The sequence below is a fragment of the Streptomyces phaeolivaceus genome (genome assembly GCF_009184865.1).
In the GTDB taxonomy this organism is placed as follows: domain Bacteria; phylum Actinomycetota; class Actinomycetes; order Streptomycetales; family Streptomycetaceae; genus Streptomyces; species Streptomyces phaeolivaceus.
Genome location: NZ_CP045096.1, coordinates 778,805 through 791,152 on the forward strand (window position 1 = coordinate 778,805; position 12,348 = coordinate 791,152).

Here is a 12,348-nt window from a genome sequence, read left to right on the forward strand (position 1 = left end):
GACAGCACCCGACGTCCGCCCGTGTCCGCCCGTGTCCGCCCGTGACCGGGCGCGTCCTCGCACGTCCTCGCACGTCCTCGCACGTCGTACGTCCCCGTACGTGGCCGTACGTCCCCGCACCTCCGCTCACCGATCGGGAGGGAATGTGACCGCCCCCGTAAGCTCCTTCGCAAGCGCACCGGAACCCGCCGACGAACCGCAGTTCACCAGCCTCAGCACCCGGGCCGCGCGGCAGCTCGCGACGACCACCAAGTCCGAACCGCAGATGCAGGCCATCACCTCGCGGTGGCTGCTCAAGGCGCTGCCGTGGGTGGACATCAAGGGCGGCACCTACCGGGTCAACCGCCGGCTCCAGCTGCGGATCGGCCGGGGCCGGGTGCAGTTCGACCAGAACGGCGCCGACGACGTCAAGGTCATCCCGGAGACCCTCACCGAACTCCCGGCGCTGCGCGGCTACACCGACCTCGCGGCCCTCAGGGAGATCTCCACGAAGTTCCGGGTGCGGGAGGTACGGGCCGGCCAGGTACTGGTGGACGCCGGGCAGCCGGTGACCGAGGCGTATCTCGTGGTGCACGGCCGGTTCACTCGGTACACCACCGGCAAGTACGGCGAGGAGGAGGTCCTCGGCGTCATCAGCGACGGTGACGGACTGGGCGACGAGGCCATCGGGCACGCCGACCCGCTGTGGCTCAGCTCGGTGCGGGCCGACACGGCCGGTGTGGTGCTGGCGCTCAACTGGGACGTGCTGATGGCGTTCGTGGAGCGCACACCGTCCCTCGCGGCCCACTTCGAGGCGTTCACCGAGCGGCAGCGCAAGCCCATGAACCGCAAGGGCGAGGCCGATGTGCCCCTGGAGGCCGGACACATCGGCGAGTTGACGCTGCCCGGCGGCTTCGTCGACTACGACCTCGCACCGCGCGAGTACGAACTCTCCCTCACCCAGACGGTGTTGCGCGTCCACACCCGGGTCGCGGACCTCTACAACAACCCGATGAACCAGACGGAGCAGCAACTCCGCCTGACCATCGAGGAGATCCGTGAGCGCCAGGAGTGGGAACTCGTCAACAACCGCGAGTTCGGGCTGCTGCACAACATCGACTACGGCCAGCGCGTCAGCACCTTCTCCGGGCCACCGACCCCGGACGACCTGGACGAACTCCTGTCCATGCGCCGCAGGACCCGGCTCCTTCTCGCCCATCCGAAGGCGATCGCGGCGTTCTTCCGGCAGTGCAACCGGCGCGGTCTGGTGCCCGGCACGGTGAACGTCGACGGGCACGAGGTGCCCGCGTGGCGCGACGTGCCGCTCTTCCCGTGCGGCAAGATCCCGATCACCCCGCAGCACACCACCAGCATCATCGCGCTGCGCACCGGCGAGAAGGACCAGGGCGTCGTCGGACTGCATCAGACGGGCCTCCCCGAGGAGTTCGAGCCGTCGCTGAACGTACGGTTCATGGGCATCGACTCCACCGCGATCATGAGCTATCTGGTCACTGCCTACTACTCGATGGCCGTACTGGTGCCCGACGCGGCCGGGATCCTGGAGAACGTGCAGGTCGGGTGGATGCCCGAATGAGCGGGCCGTCAGCGGCCGACGCGCCGCCCCGGACCCGGCTCCCGGGGCCGCCCAGCCTCGCCCGTGCCCGGCGGGACCGGCGCGGCGGCGCGGTCCCCGGGCTGCTGTACCGGCCGGCCGTGCCCGCCGACCCCGCGAAGGCCGCCGAGGTCGACCGGCGGCTGGAGGCCTGGGCGGAGCGGCTGGACCTGTTCCCCCGGGAGTGGAAGGGACAGTTCGCGGGGTTCGGCATGGGCCGGGCGATCGTGCTGGCGTATCCGGGCGGCGCGAGCCTCGAACACCTCGTCGTCGCCGGGAAGTTGCTGCTCGCCGAGAATCTGGTCGACAACCTCTACTGCGAGGTCGACGAGGGCAAGGGCGGCTCGCCGCACGGTCTCGGCGGCCGGCTGATCCTGGCGCAGTCGGCGCTCGACCCGCTGCACGGCACCCCGGAGGCGGAGGAGCGGTGGGGCCGCGGCGTACGGGCCGACGGGCCGCTGCGCTCGTACCACTTCGCGCTGCGGGACTACGCCGTCCTCGCCTCGCCCAGCCAGACCGACCGGCTCGTCCACGATCTCGCCCGGCTGCATCTGGGGTATCTCGGCGAGGCGGCCTGGGCCGAGACCGATCACATGCCACAGGTGTGGGAGTACCTGGTGATGCGGCAGTTCAACAACTTCCGGCCCTGTCTGACGGTCGTCGACGCCGTGGACGGCTGGGAGCTGCCGGAGCAGTTGCACGCCCGGCCCGAGGTCCAGCGGATCACCGCGCTGGCCGGGAACGCGGCCACCATCGTCAACGACCTCTACTCCTTCACCAAGGAGCTGGCGAACGACCCCGGCCACCTCAATCTGCCCGTGGTGATCGCCGCCAATGAGCGGTGCGGGCTGAAGGCCGCCTATCTGGAGGCCGTGGAGATCCACAACCGGATCATGGAGATCTTCGAGGAGGAGTCCGCGGCCCTGTCGGCGACCTCCCCGCCGATCGAGCGCTATGCCGCCGGTCTCGCCGCGTGGGTGGCCGGAAACCACGAGTGGCACGCCACCCACACCGACCGCTACAGCCTGCCGGACTACTGGTGACGCCCCGACACGCCCGACACGGCCGAGACCCCACAGCACCCCAGGTACGGGCGACGGGCGAGGGTCAGGGCTCCGACGTCTCGGATTCGAGTGAGGCGCGGGTGGCCTCGCCGTAGACGCCGGGCTCGTCCTCCAGGAGGACACGGGTGAGCTGGTAGCCCCGGACGGCGCTCTGCACCTCCGGGTCGTAGTCGCCGTCGGCCCCGCCGCCGTAGAAGCCGATCTGGGCCAGGCGGAGCTGGAGTTCGGTGACCTCCGCGCCCTGGTCGCCGAGGCCGAGGACCGGGGGTCGCCCGGCGGTCCGGGTGGGCGCGGGGGCCGCCGTGACCGTGGCGTCGCTGTCGGACGGGGCTTTGGTCGGGGTGCCGGAGCGGGTGGGGGTGGCCCGGCTCTCGCTCTCGGTGGGGGTCGCCTCCTGCGGTGTGGTGGACGGGGAGGCCGAGGAGGCGGTGCCGGAGGGCGTCACCGTCGCCGCCGAAGTCTCGGCACCGGCCGCCGCCTCCGGGAGGTCCGCCCTGACGTCGCCGGGGCCCGAACCGTCCCGCGAGGGCGCCTCGTACGAGAAGAGGCCGCCGATGATCCCTCCGGTGACCAGGGCCGCCGCCGCGACGACACCGGACCCGGCGGCCAGCACGACCCGGCGTCGCCGCCGACCGCCGCCGCCACGCTCGGCCGAAAGCCGCTCGTCGACCACGGGCCCTTCGTCGACCGCAGGCCGTTCGTCAACCGCAGGCCGTTCGTCGTCCACATCCTCCTCGGCGAGGGGCGGGGCCACGTCGGCGGCGGGGTCCTCGTCGACGGGGGCCTCCGTCGCGTCGGCGCGCTCCCTCTCGGCGGCCTCCGGGGAACCGGTCCCGTCGCCGACCTTCACGAACGGCCGTATACGGACCGGGTCGAAGTCCTCCGCCGCCTCGGCCTGGGCCGTGCGATCGTCCCGGTGAGCCTCCGACGCGAGGCGCCCGCAGGCGCAGGCCGGGGTGCCGTCCGTCGCCCGGGGCGTACCGCACTGCGGGCAGACGGAGGCTGTCGGTTCACTCACGCGTGGTCTCTCTTCAAGCGGATTCCAGAATTCAAACAGATCTTCTGCACAGAATCCCCAAGACTTGCTTGAATCTCAAACCGTTCCCGGCCAAGCCCTACGCCGCGAGAACGAGTTCGGCTCACGATGTCTTCATGTGACGGGACTGGTGCGCGACCCGGTGCTCGTGTGTCATGCCTCTGACATCAACCCGCATCCGCACCCCGGTGTGCCGGAGTGGAAGGACCCCCGTGAGCCTGACCCGTCCCCGACCCCGTACCCGCAGACGTGCCCGCGCCCTGTGCACCGTCGCCGCGCTCGCCCTGGGCGTGCCCGTCGTGTTCTCCGGCCCCGCCGCCGCGGCGGTCCCGACGTACTCGGTCTATCTGCAGAACTCCGTCACCGGCCTCAACGCGGCGGACAGCGGCGGCACGGTCGCCGCGCACAATCCCAAGGGCAACGAGGACCACCAGCAGTGGACGCCCGTCGCCGTCAGCGGCGGCCATCAGCTGCGGAACCTCGACGAGTCGGGGATCTGTCTCGGACGCAGTGGCACCTCGGCGGTGACCACGACGTGCGGCGCGGACGGCACCACCTGGACGATCACCGAGGCCGCGAACAGCACCTACACCATCGGTGTGCCCGGCACCTCGCAGTATCTGACCGGCTCGTCCGCCGACTCCGCCCTCGTACAGCTCGGGTCGAGCGGCGACTACGCCCGCTGGTACCTGACGCCGGTCGGCTACGCGACGTCGGCCATGCCGTCCGCCGACACCCGCACCCTCGACCAGGTCGCGTTCCTCACCTCGCACAACGCCTACGCCAACGGTGTCGACGGCAACTTCGCCTCGTTCCCGGTCAGTCTCTTCCCCAACCAGGCGCGCGGTGTGAGTCAGCAACTCACGGACGGCGTACGGGGGTTCATGCTGGACGCCTACACCGTGTCGGGGCAGGCCGTGCTCTGTCACAACAGCTGTGACGGAGTGAGCGGCCCGGTTCCGCTGGCCACCGATCTCAAGCGCGTGGTCGACTTCCTGAAGGCCAGTCCCGGTCAGTTCGTCACCGTCTTCCTGGAGGACTACACCTCCTCCGACGTACTGAAGTCGTCGCTGGCCTCGGTGAGCGGTCTGTCGGACGTGCTGTACCGGCCGGACCAGGAGGGCGTGGCGACGAGCGGCTGGCCGACGATGGCCGATCTCGCCGCCCGGGGCAAGCAGTTGCTGGTCTTCAGCGACCGTACGCGCGCGAGCGACGTCTCCGCCGGGTACGCCACCCGGAACACGTTCGGGGTGATGTACCAGCGCGAGTGGACGGTGGAGAACTACTGGTCGATGGGCGGCGGGCTCGGCGGCTCCGACTGGTCCTGCTACAGCCGTTGGGGCACGAGCCGCCCGCTCACCACGGACTCGACCGCCTTCCACCCGCTGTTCGTGATGAACCACTTCCGCGACTACACGATCGGCGGCACGGCCGAGACGGACAACGCCAAGCTGGGCAACCGCGCGCAGAACTTCTGCACCCCGGCCGCCCGCAAGAAGCCCAACTACCTCGCCGTGGACCGCTACGAGCTGGGCTCGCCGTCACCGCTCACGACCGTGGGCAACCTCAACACGTACGTCCTCACGGCCGGCCAGTAGCCGCAGCCTCGCCCGGCGGCCGTGCGGCGACGGCCGCCGGGTGAGGTGCCCGACCGCCCTGCGGGGCGCCCTGCGGATGTCCCGCAGGGCGGGCAGATGGCTCCGGGAGAGCTTGGCCCGCTCCCCGCCGCCCGCGATCAGCGCGTTGACCGACGCCATCGGGTCCGCGCCGGCCGACCGTGCCACCAGCGCCCCGACCACCAGCGGCAGCAGCACCACCGCGAGGGCCGAACCGGTGGCGGTGGCCGTGGCGGTGACGTTGCGGAGGGGGCGCGGGCGCGAGGGGTGCGTGTCCATGACGACAGTGCACCAGCGGGACCCTGCGCCGCGCATCCGGCCGCGTACTCAGTCGCCCCGGCCCGGGTACTCAGGCCGCCACCACGGCTCCCCGCTCCGCCGTGTCCCGGTGGATCGGTGTCCCCGATCCGGTCAGCGGTACGCCCGTGCCGCCGCGCCGGGCCGCGACGGTCTCCGCCGCGATCGACAGAGCGGTCTCCTCGGGCGTCCGGGCGCCGAGATCGAGGCCGATCGGGGACCTGAGGCGGGCCAGCTCCCGGTCGGTGAGCCCGGCTTCGCGCAGCCGCCGCTCACGGTCGGCATGGGTGCGGCGGGAGCCCATCGCGCCCACGAACGCGACCGGCGTCCGCAGCGCCGCCGTCAGCAGCGGGATGTCGAACTTGGCGTCATGGGTGAGCACGCACAGCACCGTGCGCGGGTCGGTCGCCGTCCGGCGGAGATAGCCGTGACCGTTGCGGTCGAGGTGCGCGGCGGGCAGGGTGGCGAGGTCCGGGTGCGGGATCAGGGCACGGTTCGTCGCCACCACGTCCACGACGGCCGGGACACCCTCGGCGACGGTCGGGTGCACGGCACGGGCCGCGGCCTCCTCGTAACGACGATCTCATCCCGGGCCCGGCCCGACGCCGCCCTTCAGTCGCTCCAGGTCGGAGGGCCGGACCTGGATGGCCAGTACGGCGATCAGCGCGGCGACCACGGTGAAGATGGCGGCCATGACGAAGGCGGCCGAGACACCCGCGGTGAGCACCTCGTGGGACCAGGGTGGTGGCAGCTGCCCGGTCCGTTCGAACTCCAGGCGTTCGGCCGGGGTCGCCTGGGACAGGAAGTCCGGGACCTGGTCCTCCGCCTCGTTGGTGCTGGCCGTGCCGTACATCGTGACGAGGATGGACAGGCCGAGCGAACCGCCCACCTGCTGGGTGGCGTTGAGCAGGCCGGAGGCCGCGCCGGTCTCCGGGGTCGGGACGTCGGAGAGCGCCATCAGGGTCAGTGCCACGAACTCCATGCCCATACCGAGGCTGAAGACGAGCATCGGGCCGAGGACGCTGCCGGCGTAGGTGGAGTGGATGTCCGTCAGCGTCAGCCAGGCGAGCCCGGCCGCGGACAGGATCGCGCCCACCACCATGAACGGTTTGGGCCCGTAGGTGGGCAGGAACTTCGAGGCCAGTCCGGCGCCGACCGCGATGACCGCGCTGACCGGCAGGAAGGCGAGTCCGGCCTGCAACGGGCTGAAGCCCAGCACGTTCTGCACGAACAGCGTCAGGAAGAAGAACATGCCGAAGATCGCGGCGGCGAGGCACAGCATGATGCCGTAGGTGCCCGCCCGGTTGCGGTCGCGGAACATGTGCAGCGGGGTGATCGGCTGCTTGGACCGCCGTTCGACCAGGATGAACAGGGCGAGGAAGACGACGGCCCCGGCGAACGAGGCCAGCGTCAGCCCGTCCCGCCAGCCCTCCTGCGCGGCCCGGATGAAGCCGTACACCAGGAGCACCATGCCCAGGGTGGAGGTCAGCGCGCCGGTGATGTCGAAGTGCCCCGGGTGGCGTTCGGACTCCTTGATCCAGCGCGGGGTCGCCAGCACGATCAGCAGTCCGATCGGCACGTTGACGAACAGCACCCACCGCCAGTTCAGCCACTCCACGAGGATGCCGCCCGCGAGCAGTCCGATCGCGCCGCCGCCCGCCGAGACGGCCGCGAACACCCCGAACGCCCGGTTGCGTTCCGGGCCTTCACGGAACGTCGTACTGATCAGCGCGAGGGACGTCGGGGACGCGATGGCGCCGCCGACACCCTGGAGAGCGCGGGCGGCGAGGAGTTGGCCCGCGTTCTGGGCGAGACCGCCGAGCAGCGAGGCCAGGACGAACAGCAGCACACCGAAGACGAACACCCGCCGCCGGCCGAGGATGTCCCCGGCCCGCCCGCCCAGCAGCAACAGCCCGCCGAAGGTCAGCGTGTAGGCGTTGACCACCCACGCCAGGCTCGTCGTGGAGAAGTCCAGCGAACGCTGGATGTCCGGGAGCGCGATGTTCACGATGGTGATGTCCAGCACCACCATCAACTGACAGGACGCGATGACGAACAGTGCCATCGCACTGCCACCACCACCTGATTCCGAGGTGGTGGCAGGCGATGGGGACGTCGGCCGAGGATTGCTCATGGCGTTTCGCAGAGGCAGAGTCCGGTGGACGGTTCCGTCCACCGCCGAGTTCACTGTTCGACCGTACGCCGGTGCCCCGGCCGTCACCACTTGGGCGCCGGTGCGGGCACCGGCCCGGTCAGTGCCCGCGGAACGCCTCCTCCAGCCACCAGGAACCGTGGTCGCGGGTGACCTTGGCGTCGAGGAGGAAGGGGGTGGCGCGGGGGCCGGTGAGCCAGTCCTTGAGGGGTTCGAGGTCGGCGGGGACGCGGACGGTGGCCGCGTCCCCGCCGAAGCCGTAGCCGCGGGCCAGCGCGGTGCGTCCGCACACCAGGTCGAAAAGCGGATGCGGGACCGGCGGGGCGGCGTTACGCTCACCGCGATGACTACTCCTTCCCTCGGCAGATCGGGGGTCTCGTCCACGCAAGGTGAGTGCTGATGCTCACCGATGTCGTGAACGGGGACTCCCGGCTTTCCCTCTGGTCGCGCGTGCGCGAGTTCGCCGTGCCACCCTCCATGATCGAGACCGCGACCGCCCGCCGTGCCGTCGGCGACTGGGCCGGGGCATGTGCCGCCGCGGGCATCGACATCGACTTCGACATGCGTTCCCTGACGAGCGCACACGGGCGAGGGCTGGCGGCCCAAGTCCGGGCCGATCTGCGGCACTTGGCCCCGGATCTGCTGCGCTGGCACATGCCGAGGATCGCTCCCGACGGGCTGCTGCGGCCGGGCCTGACCCTCACACTGGCCCGGTATCACGCGGTGGGGCGCGCGGGGCCGTATCCCGTGCACCTCGTGGCCCGCACCCCGCCCGCCTGGGCCGACGCCGGACAGCGGATCGGGCTCGCGCTGTGGGACGGGTCCCGCGACGGGGTCCGTCCCGAGGCCGGGGGCCGCGGGCATCCGCATCCGCGCCCCAGCCGTCGCCACCGGCTCGATCTGCATCGCCATCTCTGGGACGCGCGCAGGGTGGGTGAGCTGCGGGAGCGTTCGGGAGCGGCATCGGGCGGGTCTCGGCTGGGGTGGTCCTGGCCGGACGATCCTGTGGTGGCGGCCTCGGAGCGTGGTTGTGCCGTCGAACGGTGGGCGGACGAGGCGGCGATCGTGCTGCGCGCCGAGGGGCGCTCCAGCGGAACCGTCCTCGTACGGTGCGGGGCCCGGCAGCGCCTCCTTCTGGACCTGGACCTGGACCTGCACCTGGATCTGGAACAGGGGCTGGGACCCGGTCGCGGATCAACCGCGCTACGGATCACGGCCGTTGACGGCGACGACGGTGCCCTCGGCTCGCTGCCCGTCCTGCCCGACGCCGCGACCTGGCCGCTGCCCGACCTGGAGCTGATCCGTGCCGGGGCGATCGAAGCCGACCGGCTGCATCCGCTGGTCGCGTCGGCGCTGGTGCCGGACCACGTGCGATCAGGCCCGGTTGAGCCACCGGAGGGTGCGGGGCGCCCCCGGATCGTGGACTGCCGGGGAGAGCGGCACCGGATCGGCCTGGTCGACGGCGCACTGGTCGCCCTGGACCACGACCCGGCCGAACTCCGGCGGGAGGAACTGCTCGTCGAGCTGACCGGCACCCCCCTCCCCTGTCTGCGCGCCATCGACGAGGCACATCGCCGTCCGGACTGTCTCTCCGGTGTGCGCGAACGCCTGGACCACGGGGACATCGCCGGTGCGCTGGCCGTCGTCGAGGGGCTCCTCGGCCCCGAGGCGGTCCTGCGTGACGGCGCTCTGCGGGACGAGTTGGAGTCGGCGGCCCGAGGGCGGATCGCCTACGGCCTGTACCGGGCCGGCCTCACCGATCTCACCCGCGACCGGGTCCGCTCCAACGTCGGCCGCCGCCCCACCCGGCACCGCCGCCCCCGCATCGCGACCTTCTTCTGACTTCGACCTTCTTCTGACTTCGACCTTCTTCTGACTTCGACCTTCTTCTGACTTCGACCTGCTTCCGGCTTCCGACTTCCGCCTTCTTCCGGCTTCCGGCTTCCGGCTTCCGGCTTCTTCCGGCTTCCGGCTTCTTCCGGCTTCGGCCCGCTCCCGGCTCAGGCCCTCTACACCCCAAGGTGATCAAACATGCCCACACACACCCCGTTCGCCGTACCCACCCTCCCCTCCGAACCCGGCCCCACCGCCGACACCGCCTCCCAACTCGACATAGCGGGCGACCTGTTGAGCCTGCTGCGCTGCACGACCACCGAACCGCGCCCGGACATCCAGCTGGAGGCGCTGACCCTCGCCGTCGCCGCGGATCTGCCCGTGCTGCTGTGGGGCGAGCCGGGGATCGGCAAGACGGCTGCGCTGACCCAGCTCGCCGCCGCCCTGGACCTTCCGCTGACGACCGTGATCGCCAGCGTGCACGAGCCGTCCGACTTCTCGGGGCTGCCGATCGTGGGCGACGACCCCGCCGAGCAGGGCGTGCCGATGGCCCCGCCGGACTGGGCGGTGCGCCTGGTGCGGGCGGGCCGGGGCCTGCTGTTCCTGGACGAGTTGTCGACGGCGCCGCCGGCCGTGCAGGCCGCGCTGCTGCGGCTGGTGCTGGAGCGGCGGATCGGCGCGCTCCAACTGCCGCCCGGCGTAAGGATCGTGGCCGCCGCCAACCCGCGCTCCTCGGCGGCCGACGGCTGGGAACTGAGCCCGCCGCTGGCCAACAGGTTCGTGCATCTGCGGTGGACGCACGACCACGAGGTCGTCGTACGGGGTCTCGGTGGGACCTGGCCGCGGGCCACCCTGCCCCGGCTCGTGCCCGAACGGCTGTCGGAGGCGGTGGACTTCGCCCGGCGGGCGGTGTGCACGATGCTCGCCGCACGCCCCGAACTCACGCATCAGCTGCCCAACAGCGAGACCCGGCGGGGCGGGCCGTGGCCCTCGCCCCGGAGCTGGGAGATGTCGCTGCGTCTGATCGCCTTCGCCACCGCCTCCGGAGTCTCGCGCGAAGTGCTCTCCCTGCTGGTCAGGGGCACCGTCGGGGACGGTCCGGGGCTGGAGCTGCTGGCGGGTCTGGACCGGCTGGACCTCCCGGATCCGGAGGTGCTGCTCGCCGACCCGACGGCGGCGGAGCTGCCTCAGCGGGGCGATCTGCGGCAGGCCGTGCTCGACGGTGTGGTGGCGGCGGTCCGGGCACGGCCCGGGAAGGTCCGCTGGGACGCGGCGTGGGCACTGCTGGTCCGGGCGCTGGAGACCGGGGCGCCGGACCTGGTGGTCGTCCCCGCGACCACCCTCGCCTCCCTGCGCCGCGACGACTGGGACGTTCCCACGGAGATCGAGAACCTCGCCGGAGTCGTCACCCTGTCCCGCCGCGCGGACGAGGCGGCGGCCCGCGCCAAAGAGGCCACCAGGACGGCCGCGAGGGCCCGCCGATGAGCGCCCCGAGCCTCGACTACGACAAGCTCTTCACCGCCCGGTTGCAGGCCGCGCGGGCCCGCCCCTATCTCGCCACGGCGTTGTTCGCGCTGCACGCCGTCGAGTCCCGGCATGTACCGACCATGGGCGTGGACCGGTACTGGCGGTGCTATGTCTCCCCCCGCTTCGTGGAACGCACGCCGGTGGAGGAACTGGCCGGGGTGTGGGTGCACGAGGTGTCGCATCTGCTGCGCGACCATCACGGGCGCAGCGACCGGGTGGCCGAGGAACGGGGGCTGACCGGTCCCGGGGAGCGGCTGCGGATGAACATCGCCGCCGACTGCGAGATCAACGACGACGCGTTCGGCGACGGACTGGTCAAGCCCGCGGGGGCCGTGGAACCGGCGCTCCTGGGCCTGCCGACCGGACAGTTGATGGAGGATTACCTGCGCCGGTTCCAACTGGGTTCGCGGACGCTGGAGTTGGCATGGCTGGACTGCGGCAGTGGCGCCGACGGGCTGGAGCGAGAGTGGGAACTGGGGCCGGACGGGGCGCACGGCCTGAGCGAGCAGGAGCGGGACGCGGTGCGGTTCCGGGTGGCGCAGGGCATCACCGGCCGTCCGGGGTCCGCGCCCGAGGGCTGGCAGCGCTGGGCGGAGGAGGCGTTCCATCCGCCGCAGCCGTGGCGGGCGTTGCTGGGCGCGGCGGTCCGTTCGGCGGCGTCGGCGCCCGGCGCGGGTGAGGACTACAGCTACGGCCGGCCGTCGCGGCGCTCGGCCGGTGTGCCGGGCGCGGTGCTGCCGAGCCTGCGGCGCAGACCGCCGTATGTCTCCGTGATCATCGACACCTCCGGGTCGGTGAGTGACACGGAACTGGGTAGCGCGCTCCTGGAGGTCGCGGCGATCTCCCGTGCCGTGGGCGGCCGACGTGATCTCGTCACCGTCGTCCCGTGCGACGCGGCGGCCCGGATCGCCCATCCGCTGTGCCGGGCCGAGGGCATCCCCCTGCTGGGCGGCGGCGGTACGGACCTCCGTACCGGCTTCGCCAAGGCGCTCCGCGGCCACCCGGGGCCCGACGTCATCGTGGTCCTCACCGACGGCCAGACCCCCTGGCCCGACTCACGGCCGCCGTGCCGGACAGTCGTCGGCCTGTTCCCCCGGCAGCACCGGCACAGCGGATGGGACGAGGACGACCCCGACTACGTACCGGACACCCCGCCCGACTGGGCCCGTGTGGTCCACATCGGGTAGACCGCCCCCGCCCGGCCGCCTCACCCCCCCCCATGACAATGAAAA

The 12,348-nt window shown here is 72.0% G+C and carries 10 protein-coding genes and 1 pseudogene; 6 read left to right on the forward strand and 5 right to left on the reverse strand.

Translation table 11 applies throughout. From position 1 onward, the window contains the following. The first annotated feature begins 145 nt into the window (after positions 1–145). Together F9278_RS03895 and F9278_RS03900 are read left to right on the forward strand one after the other, a co-directional pair. Positions 146–1,573 carry a family 2B encapsulin nanocompartment shell protein gene (locus tag F9278_RS03895; protein ID WP_152167007.1) on the forward strand — a complete coding sequence of 476 codons (1,428 nt, stop codon included), beginning with the start codon at positions 146–148 and terminating at the stop codon, positions 1,571–1,573. After that, on the forward strand, positions 1,570–2,634 hold the full coding sequence (locus tag F9278_RS03900) for a family 2 encapsulin nanocompartment cargo protein terpene cyclase (protein ID WP_152167008.1): 1,065 nt from the start codon (positions 1,570–1,572) through the stop codon (positions 2,632–2,634). The genes F9278_RS03895 and F9278_RS03900 overlap by 4 nt, the downstream gene beginning before the upstream one ends. A 64-nt stretch (positions 2,635–2,698) precedes the next feature. On the opposite strand, the gene F9278_RS03905 is transcribed toward F9278_RS03900, so the two are convergent. Next, the gene (locus tag F9278_RS03905) at positions 2,699–3,673 is read right to left on the reverse strand and encodes a peptidoglycan-binding domain-containing protein (RefSeq protein ID WP_152167009.1); all 975 of its coding nucleotides are present in this window, start codon (positions 3,671–3,673) and stop codon (positions 2,699–2,701) included. A 230-nt stretch (positions 3,674–3,903) separates the two neighbouring features. On the opposite strand from F9278_RS03905, the gene F9278_RS03910 reads away from it, so the two are divergent. Beyond that, a complete protein-coding gene (locus tag F9278_RS03910) occupies positions 3,904–5,289 on the forward strand; it encodes an RICIN domain-containing protein (protein ID WP_152167010.1) in 1,386 nt (461 codons plus the stop codon). Here F9278_RS03910 and F9278_RS03915 read toward each other — a convergent pair. The 4 genes and pseudogenes from F9278_RS03915 to F9278_RS03930 all read right to left on the reverse strand — a co-directional run bounded on the left by F9278_RS03915 (position 5,233) and on the right by F9278_RS03930 (position 8,048). After that, entirely contained in the window at positions 5,233–5,586 is a 354-nt protein-coding gene (locus F9278_RS03915; RefSeq protein ID WP_152167011.1) for a hypothetical protein, read from the reverse strand. The two genes, F9278_RS03910 and F9278_RS03915, sit on opposite strands and share 57 nt — an antisense overlap. A 70-nt stretch (positions 5,587–5,656) precedes the next feature. Continuing rightward, positions 5,657–6,151, reverse strand: a pseudogene (locus F9278_RS03920) (XdhC family protein); the annotation flags it as partial. Positions 6,152–6,187: 36 nt separating this feature from the next. Further along, on the reverse strand, positions 6,188–7,669 hold the full coding sequence (locus F9278_RS03925; protein ID WP_152167012.1) for an MFS transporter: 1,482 nt from the start codon (positions 7,667–7,669) through the stop codon (positions 6,188–6,190). 187 nt (positions 7,670–7,856) lie between these two features. Further along, positions 7,857–8,048: a hypothetical protein gene (locus F9278_RS03930; RefSeq protein ID WP_226966621.1), complete on the reverse strand. Its 192-nt coding sequence runs from the start codon at positions 8,046–8,048 to the stop codon at positions 7,857–7,859. A 107-nt stretch (positions 8,049–8,155) separates the two neighbouring features. Here F9278_RS03930 and F9278_RS03935 point away from each other — a divergent pair, with 107 nt between their 5' ends. From F9278_RS03935 to F9278_RS03945, 3 genes are all read left to right on the forward strand, one after another. Beyond that, positions 8,156–9,598 carry a hypothetical protein gene (locus F9278_RS03935; RefSeq protein WP_193241358.1) on the forward strand — a complete coding sequence of 481 codons (1,443 nt, stop codon included), beginning with the start codon at positions 8,156–8,158 and terminating at the stop codon, positions 9,596–9,598. 189 nt (positions 9,599–9,787) lie between these two features. Next, positions 9,788–11,074: an AAA family ATPase gene (locus tag F9278_RS03940; RefSeq protein WP_152167013.1), complete on the forward strand. Its 1,287-nt coding sequence runs from the start codon at positions 9,788–9,790 to the stop codon at positions 11,072–11,074. After that, positions 11,071–12,303, forward strand: a complete 1,233-nt coding sequence (locus tag F9278_RS03945) for a vWA domain-containing protein (RefSeq protein ID WP_152167014.1) — start codon at positions 11,071–11,073, stop codon at positions 12,301–12,303. The genes F9278_RS03940 and F9278_RS03945 overlap by 4 nt, the downstream gene beginning before the upstream one ends. The last annotated feature ends 45 nt before the right edge of the window (positions 12,304–12,348 follow it).

What these genes read in the sequence shown, in the direction of transcription:
- F9278_RS03900 (WP_152167008.1), top strand. Translation starts at nt 1,570, where the DNA reads ATGAGCGGGCCGTCAGCGGCCGACGCGCCGCCCCGGACCCGGCTCCCG.
- F9278_RS03925 (WP_152167012.1), bottom strand. Translation starts at nt 7,669, where the DNA reads ATGGCACTGTTCGTCATCGCGTCCTGTCAGTTGATGGTGGTGCTGGAC.
- F9278_RS03940 (WP_152167013.1), top strand. Translation starts at nt 9,788, where the DNA reads ATGCCCACACACACCCCGTTCGCCGTACCCACCCTCCCCTCCGAACCC.
- F9278_RS03945 (WP_152167014.1), top strand. Translation starts at nt 11,071, where the DNA reads ATGAGCGCCCCGAGCCTCGACTACGACAAGCTCTTCACCGCCCGGTTG.
- F9278_RS03935 (WP_193241358.1), top strand. Translation starts at nt 8,156, where the DNA reads ATGCTCACCGATGTCGTGAACGGGGACTCCCGGCTTTCCCTCTGGTCG.
- F9278_RS03915 (WP_152167011.1), bottom strand. Translation starts at nt 5,586, where the DNA reads ATGGACACGCACCCCTCGCGCCCGCGCCCCCTCCGCAACGTCACCGCC.